The 18,135-nt window shown below is 73.4% G+C and carries 19 protein-coding genes; 15 read left to right on the top strand and 4 right to left on the bottom strand.

Annotation, left to right across the window (positions count from 1 at the left end):
• Positions 1–7: 7 nt before the first annotated feature.
• The 3 genes from coaA to QFZ58_RS14880 form a co-directional block, all read right to left on the bottom strand.
• A complete protein-coding gene (coaA, locus tag QFZ58_RS14890; RefSeq protein ID WP_307125420.1) occupies positions 8–1,000 on the bottom strand; it encodes a type I pantothenate kinase in 993 nt (330 codons plus the stop codon).
• Positions 1,001–1,458: 458 nt separating this feature from the next.
• Positions 1,459–3,225 (bottom strand): pitrilysin family protein, encoded by a 1,767-nt coding sequence (locus tag QFZ58_RS14885; RefSeq protein ID WP_307125419.1) that lies wholly within the window; start codon positions 3,223–3,225, stop codon positions 1,459–1,461.
• Positions 3,226–3,229: 4 nt separating this feature from the next.
• On the bottom strand, positions 3,230–4,177 hold the full coding sequence (locus tag QFZ58_RS14880; protein WP_307125418.1) for a hypothetical protein: 948 nt from the start codon (positions 4,175–4,177) through the stop codon (positions 3,230–3,232).
• Between the two features lie 577 nt (positions 4,178–4,754).
• Here QFZ58_RS14880 and glmS point away from each other — a divergent pair.
• The 8 genes from glmS (at position 4,755) to QFZ58_RS14840 (ending at position 12,377) form a co-directional block, all read left to right on the top strand.
• Positions 4,755–6,602, top strand: a complete 1,848-nt coding sequence (gene glmS, locus QFZ58_RS14875; protein WP_307125417.1) for a glutamine--fructose-6-phosphate transaminase (isomerizing) — start codon at positions 4,755–4,757, stop codon at positions 6,600–6,602.
• Between the two features lie 14 nt (positions 6,603–6,616).
• Positions 6,617–6,985 carry a holo-ACP synthase gene (locus tag QFZ58_RS14870; protein WP_307125416.1) on the top strand — a complete coding sequence of 123 codons (369 nt, stop codon included), beginning with the start codon at positions 6,617–6,619 and terminating at the stop codon, positions 6,983–6,985.
• 4 nt (positions 6,986–6,989) lie between these two features.
• Positions 6,990–8,435, top strand: a complete 1,446-nt coding sequence (locus QFZ58_RS14865; RefSeq protein ID WP_307125415.1) for an NAD(P)H-hydrate dehydratase — start codon at positions 6,990–6,992, stop codon at positions 8,433–8,435.
• A gap of 37 nt (positions 8,436–8,472) precedes the next feature.
• Positions 8,473–8,859: a DUF488 domain-containing protein gene (locus QFZ58_RS14860; RefSeq protein WP_307128870.1), complete on the top strand. Its 387-nt coding sequence runs from the start codon at positions 8,473–8,475 to the stop codon at positions 8,857–8,859.
• Between the two features lie 60 nt (positions 8,860–8,919).
• Positions 8,920–10,119, top strand: coding sequence for an alanine racemase (gene alr, locus QFZ58_RS14855; protein ID WP_307125414.1), 1,200 nt, complete (start codon positions 8,920–8,922; stop codon positions 10,117–10,119).
• A gap of 78 nt (positions 10,120–10,197) precedes the next feature.
• Positions 10,198–11,418, top strand: coding sequence for an alpha/beta fold hydrolase (locus QFZ58_RS14850; protein ID WP_307125413.1), 1,221 nt, complete (start codon positions 10,198–10,200; stop codon positions 11,416–11,418).
• Positions 11,419–11,469: 51 nt separating this feature from the next.
• Positions 11,470–11,988: a tRNA (adenosine(37)-N6)-threonylcarbamoyltransferase complex ATPase subunit type 1 TsaE gene (gene tsaE / locus QFZ58_RS14845; protein WP_307125412.1), complete on the top strand. Its 519-nt coding sequence runs from the start codon at positions 11,470–11,472 to the stop codon at positions 11,986–11,988.
• A gap of 170 nt (positions 11,989–12,158) precedes the next feature.
• Entirely contained in the window at positions 12,159–12,377 is a 219-nt protein-coding gene (locus QFZ58_RS14840; RefSeq protein ID WP_307125411.1) for a hypothetical protein, read from the top strand.
• A gap of 51 nt (positions 12,378–12,428) precedes the next feature.
• Here the strand turns inward: QFZ58_RS14840 and QFZ58_RS14835 are convergent, their stop codons facing one another.
• Positions 12,429–12,992 (bottom strand): hypothetical protein, encoded by a 564-nt coding sequence (locus QFZ58_RS14835; protein WP_307125410.1) that lies wholly within the window; start codon positions 12,990–12,992, stop codon positions 12,429–12,431.
• Positions 12,993–13,148: 156 nt separating this feature from the next.
• Between QFZ58_RS14835 and tsaB the strand changes: the two genes are divergently transcribed.
• From tsaB to QFZ58_RS14800, 7 genes are all read left to right on the top strand, one after another.
• A complete protein-coding gene (gene tsaB, locus QFZ58_RS14830) occupies positions 13,149–13,811 on the top strand; it encodes a tRNA (adenosine(37)-N6)-threonylcarbamoyltransferase complex dimerization subunit type 1 TsaB (protein WP_307125409.1) in 663 nt (220 codons plus the stop codon).
• On the top strand, positions 13,808–14,299 hold the full coding sequence (rimI, locus tag QFZ58_RS14825) for a ribosomal protein S18-alanine N-acetyltransferase (protein WP_307125408.1): 492 nt from the start codon (positions 13,808–13,810) through the stop codon (positions 14,297–14,299). Before tsaB ends, rimI begins: the two co-directional genes overlap by 4 nt.
• The gene (gene tsaD / locus QFZ58_RS14820; protein WP_307125407.1) at positions 14,299–15,399 is read left to right on the top strand and encodes a tRNA (adenosine(37)-N6)-threonylcarbamoyltransferase complex transferase subunit TsaD; all 1,101 of its coding nucleotides are present in this window, start codon (positions 14,299–14,301) and stop codon (positions 15,397–15,399) included. The genes rimI and tsaD overlap by 1 nt, the downstream gene beginning before the upstream one ends.
• Positions 15,396–15,674 (top strand): hypothetical protein, encoded by a 279-nt coding sequence (locus tag QFZ58_RS14815; protein ID WP_307125406.1) that lies wholly within the window; start codon positions 15,396–15,398, stop codon positions 15,672–15,674. Before tsaD ends, QFZ58_RS14815 begins: the two co-directional genes overlap by 4 nt.
• Before the next feature lie 128 nt (positions 15,675–15,802).
• On the top strand, positions 15,803–16,159 hold the full coding sequence (locus QFZ58_RS14810) for a YciI family protein (protein ID WP_307125405.1): 357 nt from the start codon (positions 15,803–15,805) through the stop codon (positions 16,157–16,159).
• Positions 16,160–16,235: 76 nt separating this feature from the next.
• Positions 16,236–17,477, top strand: a complete 1,242-nt coding sequence (locus tag QFZ58_RS14805; RefSeq protein WP_373428552.1) for an RNA polymerase sigma factor — start codon at positions 16,236–16,238, stop codon at positions 17,475–17,477.
• A 127-nt stretch (positions 17,478–17,604) separates the two neighbouring features.
• Positions 17,605–18,072, top strand: a complete 468-nt coding sequence (locus QFZ58_RS14800; RefSeq protein WP_307125403.1) for a VOC family protein — start codon at positions 17,605–17,607, stop codon at positions 18,070–18,072.
• Positions 18,073–18,135: the final 63 nt, after the last annotated feature.

Genomic DNA, 18,135 nt, shown 5'->3' with positions numbered 1-18,135 from the left:
CCGGGAATCAGAGTTTGCGCAACGACAGGCGCTGGACCTTGTGGTCCGCCCCCTTGCGGAGCACCAGCGTGGCACGGCCCCGCGTCGGCGCCACATTCTCCAGCAGATTGGGCCGGTTGATGGTCCGCCACATGGAGCGCGCGTAGTCCAGGGCCTCGTCCTCCGCGACCTGGGTGTACTTGCGGAAGTACGAGGACGGGTCCTGGAACGCGGTCTCGCGCAGTCGCCGGAAGCGGTGCAGGTACCAGGTCTCGATGTCCTCCGGGCGCGCGTCCACGTACACACTGAAGTCGAAGTAGTCCGCGAGCCCGACCCTCGTCCGGCCGTCCTTGCCGGGCAGGGCCGGCTGCAGCACGTTCAGCCCCTCGACGATCAGGATGTCGGGGCGGCGGACGGTGAGCCGCTCGCCCGGCACGATGTCGTAGATGAGGTGGGAGTAGACGGGCGCCGTGACCTCGTCCTTGCCGGCCTTGATGTCGGCGACGAACCGGGTCAGGGCACGCCGGTCGTACGACTCGGGAAAGCCCTTGCGCGACATCAGCCCGCGCGCCCGCAGTTCCTTCATCGGCAGCAGGAACCCGTCCGTGGTCACGAGCTCCACCCGGGGGTGCTCCGGCCAGCGGGCCAGCAGCGCCTGGAGGATACGGGCGCTGGTGGACTTGCCGACGGCGACACTTCCGGCGACCCCTATGACGAACGGGGTGCCGCGCTGTTCCCCGTGCCCGTTGCCCGCGTCCCCCAGGAAGGTGTTCAGGGCGCCGCGCAGGCCGGAGGTCGCCTGGACGTAGAGGTTGAGGAGCCGGGAGAGCGGCAGATAGACGTCCCGCACCTCGTCGAGGTCGATGACGTCGCCGAGTCCTCTGAGCTTCTCGACCTCCTCGGCGCTCAGCGGCAGCGGGGTCTTGTCACGCAGGGCGCTCCACTCGGCCCGGGACAGGTCGACGTAGGGCGTCGGCGCGTGTTCGGTGCGTCGGGGGCTCCGTGCGGGCGAAGTGATCACGTACTCATTGTCGCGGGAGTTCGTACGGAGCGGGGGGTGGGCTCGGTCACGTGGGGAGGAGCGCCTGGCGGGTCGTGCCCTCCCGCCTCCCGCGTCCGCTGCCGGTGACGTGAGCCTGACCGTTCCCCACGACGACGCGGGCCGGTGCGCGGCCGCCCGGCCGGCGCCCCCACCTGAGCGGGCACCGTGTCCGGGACATGCGCTGATCCTGGCGGAACTACCGCGTTCCCCGTCCACGGCGACGGCTCCGGGCAGGTCCCAAGGCCGCCGGTCGCAGAATGATCACCCACCCGGAACGCCTGGTCAGGGCACTGGTAACCACCGCCGTGCCGGCGGTTCCGCCGCCGGCGCGAGGACGGGGCGGCGGCGGAACGGCGGCGGACGCACGGCGGTCGAAGGGGCCGCGGCGGAAGCACGGAGGCGGAGGCACGGCGGTGCGGCGGCCGAGGGCCTTGCCGTCAGCCCCGGCGCCCCCTCCGCAGCCCGAAGAACGCGCCCAGCGGTGCGGCGAGCAGCGCCCAGAGGACGATGATCGTGACCGGGTCGGGAGACCGGGTGTCCAGCTCCTGGGCCGTGGCCACCAGCGCGATCAGGCCCCAGAGGACGGTCGCGGTGCCGGCCAGCCAGACGAAGGCCGTCCGCACCCGCCCGGCGGTCGCGGTCGCCGGACGGGTCCCGCTCCCACTGTCCGGGCGGGGGATGCGGTCCGGGTCGCGGGGCGGCATGCGGATGACCGCAGCCGGCGGTACCGCCGCGTCGATGACGGCGGTGCGCGCCGGGGTGAGGCCCTTGTAGAGCGTGGGCTCCACCCGGATCTGGAAGCCGTCCAGGCCGGTGAGGTGGCGGCCGCCGTCGGGGTGGACGAGGAGGGCGGCGCAGTCGGCGTAGCGGATGACCACCTGGCCGGAGGGTGTGGTCAGGGACACCGCGTCGGGGGCCACGGTCAGCGAGGTGGAGGAGTCCTCCAGGCCGGGGTGCCGGGTACCGGAGGCCGTCGGAGTGTCCGTCGACCACTGCGGCGCCGCGGTGAAGCCCGCCCAGTCCGCTCCTCGGCCGGGGACCTGGAGCAGCGCCGTGGAGTGCAGCTCGCGGGCCACCTCGCGCAGGTCGTCCAGGGTGACGGCGGCGAGTTCGGCCCGGTGCTCGTCCGGGGTGAGATTGCGGTGCCCGGTCAGCAGGTTCAGGGCGTAGGAGGGCAGCCGGGCCGCCCCGAGATCCGGGGTGTCGTACTGCTTGAGGAACTTGGCGCGTGCCGAGTCGAGTTCCGTCTGCTCGATGGTGCCGGCCCGCAGCCGGGCCAGGGCGTCGACGAAGCCGCCGACCACCGCGTCCTGCTTCTTCGGGAGCGCGTCGGCGAACGCGGTGATCGACGCGAAGTCGTTGTCGCGCGGGCTGTAGTCGGCGTCGGCGACGTAGGAGTAGCCGCCCTTCTGCCGCAGATCCGTGTAGAGCGCACGGCTGAGCACCTCCGCGAAGAGGGAGGCGGCCGTCGAGCGCCGGACGATGCCGTCCAGGACCACACCACCGTCGTTGCCGGTGATGTACGCCGGGGTGACGGGAAGGGCAGAGGTCGGGGCGGGCAGGGGGTGCGGGGTGCCTGCCGGGAGGGTGAGGTCCAGGCCCTCGGGCACGCTGGCGGTGGTGATCCACAGGACCGCGTTGTCGCGGGTGAACCGGGTGCGTGCCCAGTCGCGTACGGCGTCGGCCGTCAGGTGCCAGGTGCCGTGCTCTGCGTAGCTGCTGAGACCGTAGCCCTGTGCGCCGTAACGCCACAGGGGGAGCTGGTGGTTGGGGCCGCGGTTGCGGCCCGCGGCCTCGGTGCGCAGGATCTCGCGCTCGGTCTCCAGCCGCTCCAGGGGCAGGTCGCGCAGGGCCGCGCAGACACCGTTGAGGTAGGTGACGACCTCCTCGGGCGTGCCCGTGGCGTGGAAGAGGGTGTACGTGGCGGCGGTGGCGCCGTTGTAGTGCAGGTCGGACAGGCCGTGGCGGTGCAGGGCAAGGTGTTCGACGAGGTGGGTGATGCCCGTGGTGGCGAGCGTCTCGTCGGCGACCCCGACCCGGAAGAAGAGTCCCGCCGTCACCGGCCCGGAGCCGGCGGCGAGCACCGTGCGGATGCCGTCGACCTCGGTCTCACGGATGTCGTCGGCGGGCGGGACGGGATGCGCGGCAAGTGCGGCGGGTGCGGCAGGCGCGACGGGGCCGAGCCCCTGGGTTTCCTGGGACATCGGTTCAGCCCTTCGACAGTGCGGTTCTGCGGTGCTTGAGGAACTGGACCTCTTTGTCGCCGGCGTGGTGCCAGGGCGATGCGGTGGCCCTGTCGCCGAGGGTGCGGAAGAACGGCGCAGCCTCGCGGTGGTGGCCGCCCAGGCAGAGCGCCCCCGCGAACGTGTTGTGATCGTGGACCCAGTCGAAGCCGGGCCGGTAGTCCGGGTGCTGCACGGACCGGGCGGCGGCGGCCAGGATCTCGTCGCGGACCCCGGCCGAGCGCAGGTAGGTGCTGTGGCCGTTGTCGGAGTCGTCCAGCCAGCGCTCCAGGTGCACTTCGGCCACGAGCCGGCCCGCATGGCTGCCGGGGGGCGCCGACTCCAGGCAGGCGCGCGCGAAGCCGTGGGCCTCCTCCCAGCTGCCGCCCCACTTGGGGCACAACTGCTGGAGCAGGGACGACTGCGCGGAGATGTGGTGCGGATGGTGCTCGGCCAGGCGCTCGTAGCGCCGCCGCGCCTCGCTGAGCCCGAGTTCGAGCCCCAGCGCGGTGGTCAGCCGGGCCCCCCACGCCAGCGCGTGGTCGGGGTACTCGGCGCACACGTCGATGAGCAGTTGCTCCGCGCGCCGCAGCCACTCGTGGAACTGCCGGAACTGCTCGCGCGACACGTGTTCGGCACGGTACGAGCTGCGGATGTCCCAGCCGACGACGATGTAGCGCCTGGCGAGCAGGGTGCGGGCGAGTGCGGAGCGCGGCTGCGCGGCCACGGTCCTCTCCAGCAACCGCTGTGAGGTGCTGGTGCCGTCGACGATCCTGGCGGCGACCGCGCGGTCCTCCTCGTGTTCGAGGAACTCGAAGTAGGCCTCCACGGTCGCCCAGTCGTCGTCGCGCAGGGCGGCGCGCAGATCGGCCAGGGAGGGGATGGTGACGCACGGGTCGAACTCCGCGCGTATCGGGGGAGCGGTGGAAGACATGACCGTCCTCGGAGGGGACACGGCCGTTGCCGCACGGGCTCGAACGGAGTCGAGGACGCGTGGGCACACAGACGGGTGGCGGGCAGCGGTGAGGGGGGAAGCCGCAGGTTAGCAGCCTGCGCTGACAGGGGGACAGGGAACAGGCGCGGGGCGGGTACGGGGCGCGCCGCCGGCCTGACCCGGGGGCACCGTCCGTACGCCGATTCCCCTCGTGCGCACCCGCCGGACAACTCGCCGGTCTCCTCGGCGAGCTGTCCGGGGCGGGGCGGGGGTGAGCCCGGTGTCCGGCGCGCTGTCGCCTGATCACGGGCGAAGCTTCCGGCGGACGCCTCGGGGCCTTGGGGGCGTGCGCGCGGACACCTCCGGGCCGTGGGCGTGCGCGCGGACACCTCCGGGCCGGGGGGCGTACGCGCGGACACCTCCGGGCCGTGGGGCGTACGCGCGGACGCCAAGGGGTGGGCAAGCGGTGCGGGCACGCGGGCCGCCGGCCCGCACGGCAGGGAGCCGGACACCATTGGCGCAGCGGCGGGCGCTTCGGCGCGTCCCCGGGCGGGGACCCCGGCCTTATGGTGGCGATATGTGCGGAATCGTGGGATACGTCGGTGGCCAGTCGGCGCAGGATGTCGTCGTCGCCGGGCTGAAGCGCCTCGAATACCGGGGCTACGACTCGGCGGGCATCGCCGTCCTCTCGGACGGAGGGCTGGCCGCTGCGAAGAAGGCCGGCAAGCTCGTCAATCTGGAGAAGGAGCTCAAGGACCGGCCTCTGCCGGGTGGGAACACCGGTCTCGGGCACACCCGTTGGGCCACCCACGGCGGGCCGACCGACGTCAACGCGCACCCGCACCTCGACAACGCGGGCCGGGTCGCCGTCGTGCACAACGGGATCATCGAGAACTTCGCCGCACTGCGCGGCGAACTGGCGGACCGGGGCCATGCGCTGGCCTCCGAGACCGACACCGAGGTGGTGGCCCACCTGCTCGCGGAGGCGTACTCCTCGAACGGGGACCTCGCGGAGGCCATGCGGCAGGTGTGCCGCCGCCTGGAGGGGGCGTTCACCCTGGTCGCCGTGCACACGGACGAGCCCGACGTGGTCGTCGGGGCGCGGCGGAACTCGCCCCTGGTGGTGGGCGTGGGGGAGGGGGAGATGTTCCTCGCCTCCGATGTGGCCGCTTTCATCGCGCACACGCGGGACGCGATCGAGCTCGGCCAGGACCAGGTGGTGGAGCTGCGCCGGGAGGGCGTCACCGTCACCGGCTTCGACGGGCGGCCCGCCGAGGTGCGCGAGTACCACGTGGACTGGGACGCGTCCGCGGCCGAGAAGGGCGGGTACGCCTCCTTCATGCTCAAGGAGATCGCCGACCAGCCCAAGGCGGTCGCCGACACGCTCCTCGGGCGGATCGACGCGGAGGGCGTGCTCCGCCTGGACGAGGTACGCATTCCGCCCGGTGTGCTCCGCGAGGTCGACAAGGTCGTGGTCGTCGCGTGCGGGACCGCGTTCCACGCCGGGATGATCGCCAAGTACGCCATCGAGCACTGGACCAGGCTCCCCTGCGAGACGGAACTGGCCAGCGAGTTCCGCTACCGCGATCCGATCCTGGACCAGCGCACCCTCGTCGTCGCGATCTCGCAGTCCGGCGAGACCATGGACACGCTGATGGCGGTGCGGCACGCCCGCGAGCAGGGCGCGAAGGTACTCGCCATCTGCAACACGAACGGCTCGACGATCCCGAGGGAGTCGGACGCGGTCCTCTACACGCACGCCGGCCCCGAGGTCGCGGTCGCCTCGACCAAGGCGTTCCTGACACAGCTCGTCGCCTGCTACCTCGTCGCGCTGTACCTCGGCCAGGTGCGCGGCACCAAGTGGGGCGACGAGATCCGCACCGTCGTGCGCCAGCTCTCCGAGATGTCCGTGGCCGTCGAACGGGTGCTCGGCACCATGGAGCCGGTACGGGAGCTGGCGCGCTCCCTGGCCGACCGCGACACCGTGCTCTTCGTGGGCCGGCACGTCGGCTACCCGGTGGCCCTGGAAGGCGCGTTGAAACTCAAGGAGCTCGCGTACATGCACGCCGAGGGATTCGCGGCGGGCGAGCTCAAGCACGGCCCGATCGCGCTCATCGACGACGGGCTGCCGGTCGTCGTGATCGTGCCGTCCCCGCGCAACCGCTCGGTGCTCCACGGGAAGATCGTGTCCAACATCCAGGAGATCCGGGCGCGTGGCGCACGCACCGTGGTCATCGCCGAGGAGGGCGACGAGACGGTCGTCCCGTACGCCGACCACCTCATCCGGATCCCCGTAACGCCTACGCTGCTTCAGCCGTTGGTCGCCACCGTGCCGTTGCAGGTATTCGCCTGCGAACTGGCGACCGCCCGGGGCAACGAGGTGGACCAGCCGCGCAATCTGGCGAAGTCCGTGACAGTCGAATGAGTGAGTGAGCACGCGTGATCATTGGGGTCGGGATCGATGTGGCGGAGATCGAACGCTTCGGCGCGGCGCTGGAGCGCACGCCCCAGCTGGCCGATCGCCTCTTCCTGGAGCGGGAGTTGCTGCTGCCCGGAGGGGAGAGGCGGGGAATCGCCTCCCTGGCGGCCCGGTTCGCCGCCAAGGAGGCCCTGGCCAAGGCGCTCGGCGCCCCGGGCGGACTGCTCTGGACGGACGCCGAGGTCTGCGTCGAGGACAGCGGGCAGCCCCGCCTGGAGGTCCGGGGAACCGTCGCGGCACGCGCCGCCGAGCTCGGTGTGCGCGGCTGGCACGTGTCGCTGAGCCACGACGCGGGGGTGGCGTCGGCCGTGGTGATCGCGGAGGGTTGAGCACATGCGACATGCGTACAGCGTTCAGACCGTACGGGCCGCCGAACAGGCGCTGATGGCAAGGCTGCCGGACGGCGCCCTGATGCAGCGCGCCGCCGCCGGGCTGGCGGTGGCCTGCGGCGACCTGCTCCGGCGCAACGGCCGGGTCTACGGGTCCCGGGTCCTCCTCCTCGTCGGCAGCGGCGACAACGGCGGCGACACGCTCCACGCGGGGGCCAGACTGGCCCGGCGCGGCGCAGGTGTCAGGGCTCTGCTGACCTCCCCGGACAAGGTCCACCGAGGGGGCCTGGCCGCGCTCCTGGCGGCGGGCGGCCAGGTCCTGGACGACCCCGGCGGGTTCGGCCCCGTCGACCTCGTCGTCGACGGGATCACCGGCATCGGCGGACGCGGCGGCCTGCGCCCCGAGGCCCAGGAGCTGGTGCGCGCGGTCACCGGGGGCCACGCCCCCGTCCTCGCCGTCGACCTGCCGAGCGGCGTCGACGCGGACACCGGGCAGGTGCCCGGCGCGGCCGTCCGGGCGGACGCGACGGTCACCTTCGGTACGTACAAGCCGGCCCTGCTCATCGACCCGGCGGCCGAACACGCGGGCGCCCTGCGGCTCGTCGACATCGGCCTGACCCCGGAACTGCCCGGGCGGCCCGACCTGGAGGCCCTGCAGTACGCCGACGTCGCCGCCCTCCTGCCCGTTCCGGCAGGCGAGAGCGACAAGTACCGCCGCGGCGTGGTCGGGGTGGCCGCCGGCTCGGAGCGGTATCCCGGGGCGGCGGTCCTCGCGGTCGCCGGCGCGCTGCGCGGCGGCGCGGGAGCCGTGCGCTACGCGGGACCCGGCGCGGACGCGGTGATCGCCCGCTTCCCGGAGACCCTGGTCCACCCCGGGCCGCCGTCGAAGGCCGGGCGCGTCCAGGCGTGGGTGGCCGGCCCCGGACTCGGTGACGGCACGCAGGCGGCCGATGCGGTCTCCGACGTGCTGGCCGCCGACGTCCCCGTCCTGATCGACGCGGACGGGCTGCGGCTGATGGACGCCGCGGCCGTACGGTCGCGCACCGCCGCCACGGTGCTCACCCCGCACGCCGGGGAGGCTGCCGCCCTGCTCGGCGTGGCGCGCGAGGAGGTGGAGGCGGGGCGGCTCGCCGCCGTGCGGGAACTGGCCGCGCGCTACCGCGCGACGGTGCTGCTCAAGGGTTCGACGACCCTGGTGGCGGAGGCCGGGGACGCGCCCGTGCGGGTCAACCCGACGGGCACGTCCTGGCTGGCCACGGCGGGCAGCGGCGACGTGCTCTCCGGCCTGACCGGCTCGCTGCTCGCCGCCGGCCTCGCCCCGCGCGACGCCGCGTCGGTGGGCGCCTATCTGCACGGGCTCGCGGCCCGCCGGGCGGCGGACGGGGCACCGGTCGCGGCACAGGACGTCGCGGACGCGATCCCCGCGGCCTGGCGGGACGTCCGGGCCTGAGCCACGCTGGAAGGACCCGGACAGGGCGGTGATCGGTGTGGGCAGCGGGACGGCCGTACGCGTACGACGGGTCTACGACCCGCCACAGGAGGGCGACGGGATCCGGGTCCTCGTCGACCGGCTCTGGCCGCGCGGGGTGTCCAAGGAACACGCCGCCATCGATGTGTGGGCCCGGGACGTGACGCCCTCGAAGGAGCTCCGCACCTGGTACCACGAGGACCGCACCGGCGCGCGGTACGACGACTTCGTGGACCGCTACCGCACCGAGCTCGGGGACCCCGCCCACACCCGGGCCGTCGACGACCTCGTGGGCCTGGTGCGCGAGGGGCGCCCGGTCACCCTGGTCACCGCCGTGAAGGACGTCGCGGCCAGCCACGTCCCGGTCCTGGTCGACCACGTGGAGCACACGCTCGGGCACCGGTGACCGCCTCACCGGGCCGGGAGGTCGAGGGCACAGGCGTACGGCTCTGAGACACTGGGCGCGATGAACGAGACAGCGACCCTGAGAGCCCGTGCCGAGATCGACCTCGCCGCGTTGCGTGCCAATGTGCGCGCCCTGCGCACGCGGGCGTCCGGCGCGCAGCTCATGGCGGTGGTGAAGTCGGACGCCTACGGGCACGGCGCGGTGCGCTGCGCCGAGGCCGCGCTGCAGGCGGGCGCGACCTGGCTGGGAACCGCCACACCGCAGGAGGCACTCGCCCTGCGCGCGGCCGGACTCGGTGGCCGGGTGATGTGCTGGCTCTGGACGCCGGGCGGCCCGTGGCGGGAGGCGATCGAGGCCGACATCGACGTGTCGGTGAGCGGCATGTGGGCGCTCGGCGAGGTCGTCGCCGCCGCCACGGAGGCCGGAATCCCGGCCCGCGTCCAGCTCAAGGCCGACACGGGCCTGGGGCGCAACGGCTGCCAGCCGGCCGACTGGCCGGAGCTCGTCTCGGCCGCCCGCGCCGCGGAGGCCGAGGGCATCCTGCGCGTCACCGGCCTCTGGTCGCACTTCGCCTGCGCCGACGAGCCGGGCCACCCCTCGATCGCCGCCCAGCTGAACGTCTTCCGCGACATGGTGACGTACGCCGAGAAGGAGGGCGTCCGGCCCGAGGTGCGGCACATCGCCAACTCCCCGGCGACGCTCACGGTGCCCGAGTCCCACTTCGACCTCGTACGCACCGGGATCGCGATGTACGGCATCTCGCCCAGCCCCGAGCTGGGCACGCCGGCCGACTTCGGGCTGCGCCCGGTCATGACGCTCGCCGCCTCCGTGGCCCTGGTCAAGCAGGTCCCGCCGGGCCACGGCATCAGCTACGGGCACCACTACACGACCACCGCCGAGACGACCCTCGCCCTGGTGCCGTTGGGCTACGCGGACGGCATCCCGCGTCACGCGTCGGGCCGCGGTCCCGTCCTCGTCGCCGGCCGGCGACGGACGGTGGCGGGCCGCGTGGCCATGGACCAGTTCGTGGTCGACCTCGGGGGGGACACCCCGGAGCCGGGTGCGGAGGCGGTGATCTTCGGTCCCGGGGACCGGGGTGAGCCGACGGCCGAGGACTGGGCGGTGGCGGCGGACACGATCGCGTACGAGATCGTCACGCGCATCGGCGGGCGCGTGCCCCGTGTCTATCGCGACGGGGCGGGCACAGGCCATGGAGCCCGGAAGACCGGCGCGACGGGCGGGGTCCGCGGCCGGGGCTGAGCAACCGGCCCGCGCCGGCCGGGGGCAGGTCCGGCCGGCTCCGGCCCGACGACGACTACGACGAGGGAGCACGGCACGGTGAGCGAGACCAGCGCGGGGGACGTGGCGGCGACGGCGGCCGTCGCCGCGGCCGGCTGGCGGCGGGCGGGCCTCGCCGGGGCGGCGATAGGCGTCGTCGCCGCCGGCGCGGCCGCCGGAGTCGCCGTCGAACGGCTCACGGTGGGCCGCGGCATGCGCAAGAAGGCGCGCCTGGCGCTGGACGCCTCGGGCCCGTACGGGTCGCTGCGCGGACAGCCCGGCCGCGCTGTCGCGGACGACGGCACCGAGCTGTACTACGAGGTCGACGAGGTCGAACCGGACAGCAGCACGGCGGAGTCCGGCGAGCGGCCGCAGGCGGGCTCCGGCTCCGGTTCGCGCCGGCGCAGGCTCTTCGGCCAAAAGCCCCCGATGCCCGTCACCGTCGTCTTCAGCCACGGTTACTGCCTCGGTCAGGATTCCTGGCACTTCCAGCGGGCCGCGCTGCGCGGGCTGGTCCGCACGGTCCACTGGGACCAGCGCAGCCACGGCCGATCCGAGCGGGGCAGGGCGCAGGCCGAGGGCGTACCGATCGGCATCGACCAGCTCGGCCGCGATCTCAAGGCGGTCATCGACGCGGCGGCCCCCGAGGGCCCGCTGGTGCTGGTGGGGCACTCGATGGGCGGCATGACGATGATGGCCCTCGCCGACCGGTACCCCGAGCTGATCCGCGACCGGGTCGCCGCCGTGGCCTTCGTCGGCACGTCGAGCGGGAAGCTCGGCGAGGTGAACTTCGGGCTGCCGGTGGCCGGGGTGAACGCGGTCCGCCGGGTGCTCCCCGGGGTGCTCAAGGCACTCGGCTCGCAGGCGGAGCTGGTGGAGCGCGGGCGCCGGGCGACCGCCGACCTGTTCGCGGGGCTGATCAAGCGGTACTCGTTCGGATCACGTGACGTGGACCCGGCGGTCGCCCGGTTCGCCGAGCGGCTCATCGAGTCGACGCCGATCGATGTCGTCGCGGAGTTCTACCCGGCGTTCACGGAACACGACAAGAGCGGCGCGCTGCCCGCCTTTCGGGACATCCCCGTGCTGATCCTGGCCGGTGACAAGGACCTGGTGACGCCCAGCTCGCACAGCGAGGCCATCGCGGACGAGCTCCCGGACGCGGAACTGGTCATCGTGCCGGACGCGGGTCACCTCGTGATGCTGGAACACCCGGAGACGGTCACCGACCGGCTCGCGGACCTGCTGGTACGCATCGGCGCGGTTCCGGCCGAGACGCCCTGACCCCTGGCGGCCGCACTCCCCCGCGGGGGCGAGGCCGTAACGTTGGACGGCATGGAAGCAGCACACGAGACCGCCGCACCCGGCGCCGTCACCCTGGACCTCGCCGTCGAGTCCCCCGAAGAGATGCGGGACCTCGGCCGCCGCATCGCCGGCCTCCTGGCCCCCGGCGACCTGGTGATGCTCACCGGCGAGCTGGGTGCCGGGAAGACCACCCTGACCCGGGGCCTCGGCGAGGGCCTCGGGGTACGCGGCGCCGTCACCTCGCCCACCTTCGTGATCGCCCGGGTCCACCCGCCGCTGGGCACGGGTCCCGCCCTGGTCCACGTCGACGCGTACCGGCTGGGCGGAGGGCTGGACGAGATGGAGGACCTCGATCTCGACGTGTCGCTGCCGGACTCGGTCGTCGTCGTGGAGTGGGGCGACGGCAAGGTCGAGGAGCTGTCGGACGACCGGCTCCAGGTGGTCATCGACCGCGCCGTCGGTGACACCGACGACGAGCGCCGCACCGTGACGCTGGTGGGGACCGGGGCGCGCTGGGCGGGGCTGCGGACGGATTTCGCCGCGGTCTGACACGTGCCGGGCGGGCGGCCGGGGCCGAACCGTGTCCTCATGTTCCGACAGGCTGTCGGTAAAATGTTGCGCGGGGGGCGTCGGCCGTGGTCACATGGGTGGGAGACTTGGTTAGGTCTACCTAACTTCAGGCCGGCCGGGTCCCCCGTCGAAGCCCGAGGAGGCATGCAATGCCCGCAACCGAGCGAGAAGCGCAGCCGCGGTCGCCGCAGGCGGAGCCGCCGTCACCGTCGGCCGTGTCGATGCGGGACCTGCTGGCCTCCTGTGCGGCCGCGTCGGCGGTCTCGACCCCGCCGGGCGAAGCGGACCCCCGGGGCGGGCACGGGCAGGAGGACGAGCACGAGGACGACGGGCGGGGACACCTGTCCGCCGGACGCGACGCCGCGTAGCGAGCGGCGAAGCCCCTCACACGAGGACAGTCGGTCAGGGGCGCGAGCCCCTTACGGGACGACGACGACCTTGGCGCCGACCGTCGCGAAGGTCCACATGGCATCGCCGTCGGGACGCTTCATCCGGACCCCGCCGGTCTTCAGCGTGGGGTCCGGGCTCTGCATCGAGTTGTCCTGTGCGGCGCTGAAGCCCACGGAGACGTCGTCGACGTTCGCGAAACGCACCACGTGTTCGATCGGTACGCCGTCCGAGCCCTTGATGCTTCCGGACCGGGAGGTCACCGCGTAGACGCCGGGCAGGGGACTCACGGCGCTCGGCATCACGGTGAACGTGCGGAGCGCCTTCTCCGCGTCGTCCACGAGCCAGACGCGCCGGTCCTTCAGCGCGTACACGACGCGCTTGCCCGTGTCGGAGTCGGCGGGGACCGCGAGCGGTTGCGCGGGAGGCGCGGGCTTGGGGGACGGGGAGGCCGTCGTGGCGGTGCCGGGAGCGCCCGCGGAGGGGTCGACGACCGAGTCCGGCGCGTTCGCCGAGGCCTGGTAGGCGAGGAAACAGACCGCGGCGAGCGCCGCTGCTGTGAGCCCGGCCACGAATCCCGAGCTGCCCCTTGCCACCGTACGCTCCCCTTTCGCATGCCGTCCGTCGAATGTCGTACAAGCATTTACGTCGTACACGCGTGTACCCGGGCGACGGTACCAGCAGCGGAAGGGCGGACCGGGACGACGTACGGGGCGGGCGTACCCGAGTCGGCGGAGCCGTAGGCTGTTTGTGTGCTCCTGCTCGCCGTGGATACCGCCACCCCCGCCGTCACCGTCGCCCTTCACGACGGGACCTCCGTCGTCGCCGAGACCGGCCAGGTCGACGCCCGAAGGCACGGGGAACTGCTGCTGCCCGCCGTCGACCGGGTCCTCTCCGAGGCCGGACTGAAGCTCGACGCCGTGACGGACGTCGTCGTGGGGGTCGGCCCCGGCCCCTACACGGGGCTGCGCGTCGGCCTGGTCACCGCGGCGACCTTCGGCTCCGTCCTCTCCGTCCCCGTGCACGGGCTGTGCACGCTCGACGGCCTCGCGTACGCGGCCGGCCTGGACGGCCTCGAAGGCCCGTTCGCCGTCGCCACGGACGCGCGCCGCAAGGAGGTCTACTGGGCCCGGTACGAGGACGCCCGGACCCGCACCGGGGAGCCCGGCGTGGACCGGCCCGCCGACATCGCCGGGCAGCTCGCCGGCCTGCCGGTCGTCGGTGCGGGCGCCCTGCTCTACCCCGACGCCTTCCCGGACGCCCGGGGCCCGGAGCACGTGCGCGCCGGCGCCCTCGCCGCCCTCGCCGCCGAGCGCCTCGCCGCGGGGGCCGATCTGCTGCCGCCGCAGCCGCTCTACCTCCGCAGGCCCGACGCCCAGGTGCCGAAGAACTACAAGGTGGTCACCCCCCGGTGACGACCGCGACCCCTGTGCTCCGCGAGATGCGCTGGTGGGACATCGACCCGGTGCTGGAGCTCGAACACGAGCTGTTCCCCGAGGACGCCTGGTCCGCCGGCATGTTCTGGTCGGAACTCGCGCGGGCCCGCGGCCCGCAGGCGACCCACCGTTACGTCGTCGCCGAGGACCCCTCCAGCGGCCGGATCGTCGGTTACGCGGGCCTCGCCTCGGCCGGCGACCTCGCCGACGTCCAGACGATCGGCGTCAGCCGGGGCCAGTGGGGCGGCGGACTCGGCTCCGAACTCCTGACCGACCTGCTCAGACATGCCACGGCCCTCGAGTGCACCGCGGTGCTCCTGGAGGTCCGTGTCGACAACACCCGCGCGCAGAAGCTGTACGAACGCTTCGGCTTCGAGCCCATCGGCTTCCGCCGGGGCTACTACCAGCCGGGGAACATCGACGCACTCGTCATGCGCCTGACCGTACAAGGAACAGAGACTGACTGATGGCTGACGAACCGCTCGTACTCGGTATCGAAACCTCCTGCGACGAGACCGGCGTCGGCATCGTGCGCGGGACGACGCTGCTCGCCGACGCCGTCGCCTCCAGCGTCGACACCCACGCCCGCTTCGGCGGTGTGGTCCCGGAGATCGCCTCCCGCGCGCACCTGGAGGCGATGGTCCCCACCATCGAGCGCGCCCTGAAGGAGGCCGGGGTCGGCGCCCGCGACCTCGACGGCATCGCGGTCACGGCGGGCCCGGGGCTCGCCGGCGCGCTGCTCGTCGGCGTCTCGGCCGCCAAGGCGTACGCGTACGCGCTGAACAAGCCGCTGTACGGGGTGAACCACCTCGCCTCGCACATCTGCGTCGACCAGCTGGAACACGGCCCGCTCCCCGAGCCGACCATGGCCCTGCTGGTCAGCGGCGGGCACTCCTCGCTCCTCCTGGCCCCCGACATCACCAGTGACGTGCGGCCGCTCGGCGCGACCATCGACGACGCGGCGGGTGAGGCGTTCGACAAGATCGCCCGCGTGCTGCACCTCGGCTTCCCCGGCGGCCCGGTCATCGACCGGCTGGCCAAGGAGGGCGACCCGAAGGCGATCGCGTTCCCGCGCGGCCTCAGCGGCCCACGCGACCCCGCGTACGACTTCTCGTTCTCCGGCCTCAAGACCTCCGTGGCGCGCTGGATCGAGGCGAAGCGGGCGGCCGGCGAGGACGTGCCCGTGCGGGACGTCGCCGCGTCCTTCCAGGAGGCGGTGGTCGACGTGCTGACCCGCAAGGCCGTCCGCGCCTGCAAGGACGAGGGCGTCGGGCACCTGATGATCGGCGGCGGCGTCGCGGCGAACTCGCGGCTGCGGGCGCTGGCCGAAGAGCGGTGCGAACGGGCCGGGATCCGGCTGCGCGTGCCCCGGCCCGGCCTCTGCACCGACAACGGTGCGATGGTCGCCGCGCTGGGCGCGGAGATGGTGGCGCGCAACCGCCCCGCCTCCGACCTCGAGCTCTCGGCGGACTCCTCGCTGCCGGTCACCGAGCCGCACGTCCCGGGCGCGCACAGCCACACCCACGACCACGTGCACGAGATCAGCAAGGACAACCTCTACTCATGAGCGGCACGACCGTCGCCCTGATGTGGGAGGCCCGCGCCGCGGAGGGCCGCGGTGCGGAGGTGCTGGAGTGGGCCCGGGCCAGGGCGGGCGAACTGGCCCGGTCCCCCCTGCGCGCGGAGCTGCTGCGCGCTCCCCAGGACCGGGTGCTCGTGCTCACCTGGTGGGAGGCGGAATACGACGACGAACTGCCGGAACTCCCCGAACCGGAGGCCTCGCTGATCACCCGTCCCGTACACCGCTGGCGCTTCGAATCCCTCGGCCCGGCGGGCGGCTGACAGAGCTCCGGTGGTCGCGCCGGAAAATCGTCGGAACAATACTGCCGGACGTGTCGATCCGGGCCCTTCCCGTTCGACGCAGGGGTGAGAGGCGGGAAAGGCCCCGCCGTCCGACCTGAGGAGACACCATGCCGCGCTATCTGACGATGGTCCGGATCGACGAGAACAACACGCCGCCCGAAGGCATCAGCGAGGGCCTGATGCAGCGCATGGGCGAACTCATCGAGGAGATGACCAAGGCCGGAGTCCTGCTCGACACGGCCGGACTCGCCCCGACCTCCGAGGGCACCCGGGTCACCTGGTCCGACGGCGAGTTCACCGTCACCGACGGGCCGTTCACCGAGACCAAGGAAGTCATCGGCGGCTACGCCCTCATCCAGGCCAAGGACAAGGCCGAGGTCCTGGAGTGGACCAAGCGCTTCCTCGCGGTCCACGAGACGTACTGGACCGTCACCTCCGAGATCCGCGAGATCGCCGAAGGCTGACAGGCACGGCGACAGCGCACGGGGCGGGGCGGCGGATCCTTGCCGCACCCGCCCCCGGCTGCTCTCATGGGTGGCCGTGACAGAAGCGAGCAGCGCCGTCGAAGCCGTGTACCGCATCGAGTCGGCGAGGATCATCGCCGCGACGGCGCGTGTCGTACGGGACGTGGGAATCGCCGAGGAGCTCGCGCAGGACGCCCTCGTCTCGGCGCTGGAGCAGTGGCCGCGGACCGGCGTCCCGGACCGGCCGGGTGCCTGGCTCACCGCCGCGGCGAAGAACCGGGCGATCGACCTCGTACGCCGCAAGGAGACCTACGCCCGCAAGCTGGCGGAGGTCGGGCGGGCCCTGGAGGACGTGCCGCCGCCCGAGCCGGCCGACCCGGAGGACATCGACGACGACCTGCTCCGGCTGGTCTTCACCTCCTGCCACCCCGTGCTCTCCACCGAGGCGCGCGTCGCCCTCACCCTGCGCCTGCTCGGCGGCCTGACCACCGACGAGATCGCCCGCGCCTTCCTGGCCACGGAGTCGGCCGTCGCCCAGCGCATCGTCCGCGCCAAGCGGGCCCTGGGCCGGGCGGGCGTCCCCTTCGAGGTGCCGGAGGGCCCCGAGCGCGCCGCCCGCCTCGGCTCCGTGCTCGACGTCATCTACCTGATCTTCAACGAGGGGTACGCGGCGACCGCCGGCGACGACTGGCTGCGTCCCGCGCTGTGCGAGGACGCGCTGCGCCTGGCCCGGGTGCTGGCGGGCCTCATGGAACGTGAGCCCGAGGTGCAGGGGCTCGTCGCCCTGCTGGAGCTCCAGGCCTCGCGGACCAGGGCCAGGACGGGGGCGGACGGCGCGCCGGTCCTGCTCGCGGACCAGAACCGCTCCCGCTGGGACCAGCTGCTGATCCGGCGCGGGTTCGCGGCCCTGCAGCGGGCGCACGCGGCGGGCGGCGCCCCCGGTCCCTACGCCCTGCAGGCCGCCATCGCCGCCTGTCACGCCCGCGCGTGGCGCTACGAGGACACCGACTGGGCGACGATCGCCGCGCTGTACGGCAGTCTCGCGAAGGCCGCCCCGTCACCGGTCGTGGAACTGAACCGTGCGGTCGCGGTCTCCATGGCCGAGGGCCCGGCGGCGGGCCTCGCCCTGACGGACGCGCTCGCGGGGAACCCGGCGCTGACGGCGTACCACCTGCTGCCGAGCGTGCGGGGGGACCTGCTGGAGCGGCTGGGGCGGCAGGAGGAGGCGCGCGCCGAATTCGTACGGGCGGCGGAGCTGACCCGTAACGCGCGGGAGCGGGCGCTGCTGCTCGCCCGGGCACAGCGCGTGTCCCGATGAGTTCCGGGGCCGGGACCGGTCTACCTTGCACAGCGTCCTCCGACGCGCAGGCCCGGGTGCACCGGCCCGGGCGCACGGTGTCGGACCCGCCGTACCGGAAGCACCACATCACGCGAGGAGCGAGACCATGCAGAAGATCAGGACCTTCCTGTGGTTCGACGGCCAGGCGCAGGAAGCCGCGGAGTTCTACGTCTCGGTCATCGGAGGCGACTCCCGCATCCTGGACGTCGCCCGCTATCCCCAGGAGTCACCGGACGAGGTGGGCAAGGTGATGACCGTGGAGTTCCGGCTCGCCGGCCAGGAGTACGTCGCCCTCAACGGCGGCCCGCAGTTCTCCTTCACCGAGGCGATCTCCCTGTCCGTCGACTGCGAGGACCAGGCGGAGGTCGACAGGCTGTGGGCCGCGCTCACCGCGGACGGCGGCGAGGAGAGCCGGTGCGGGTGGCTCAAGGACAAGTACGGGCTGTCCTGGCAGATCGTCCCGCGCGGCATGACCGAGGTGTTCTCCGACCCCGATCGGGCCAGGGCGGAGCGCGCCATGAAGGCGATGATGGGGATGCGGAAGCTGGACCTGCAGGCGGTCCGGGACGCCTGAGGCGCCCGGCGCCGTGCGCCTCCCGGCGAACGGGCGCACCCTGGAAACAGGAATCCCGGGAGG

The sequence above is a fragment of the Streptomyces sp. B1I3 genome, from assembly GCF_030816615.1.
Lineage (GTDB): Bacteria > Actinomycetota > Actinomycetes > Streptomycetales > Streptomycetaceae > Streptomyces.
The sequence above is the reverse complement of the archived record's forward strand: the minus strand, read 5'-3'. Positions and strand labels throughout refer to the sequence as shown.

Coding starts and splice junctions, on each gene's coding strand:
- QFZ58_RS14885 (WP_307125419.1), bottom strand. CDS start 3,225: ATGTCCCAGGAAACCCAGGGGCTCGGCCCCGTCGCGCCTGCCGCACCC.
- QFZ58_RS14880 (WP_307125418.1), bottom strand. CDS start 4,177: ATGTCTTCCACCGCTCCCCCGATACGCGCGGAGTTCGACCCGTGCGTC.
- glmS (WP_307125417.1), top strand. CDS start 4,755: ATGTGCGGAATCGTGGGATACGTCGGTGGCCAGTCGGCGCAGGATGTC.
- QFZ58_RS14865 (WP_307125415.1), top strand. CDS start 6,990: ATGCGACATGCGTACAGCGTTCAGACCGTACGGGCCGCCGAACAGGCG.
- alr (WP_307125414.1), top strand. CDS start 8,920: ATGAACGAGACAGCGACCCTGAGAGCCCGTGCCGAGATCGACCTCGCC.
- tsaE (WP_307125412.1), top strand. CDS start 11,470: ATGGAAGCAGCACACGAGACCGCCGCACCCGGCGCCGTCACCCTGGAC.
- QFZ58_RS14840 (WP_307125411.1), top strand. CDS start 12,159: ATGCCCGCAACCGAGCGAGAAGCGCAGCCGCGGTCGCCGCAGGCGGAG.
- tsaD (WP_307125407.1), top strand. CDS start 14,299: ATGGCTGACGAACCGCTCGTACTCGGTATCGAAACCTCCTGCGACGAG.
- QFZ58_RS14815 (WP_307125406.1), top strand. CDS start 15,396: ATGAGCGGCACGACCGTCGCCCTGATGTGGGAGGCCCGCGCCGCGGAG.
- QFZ58_RS14810 (WP_307125405.1), top strand. CDS start 15,803: ATGCCGCGCTATCTGACGATGGTCCGGATCGACGAGAACAACACGCCG.
- QFZ58_RS14800 (WP_307125403.1), top strand. CDS start 17,605: ATGCAGAAGATCAGGACCTTCCTGTGGTTCGACGGCCAGGCGCAGGAA.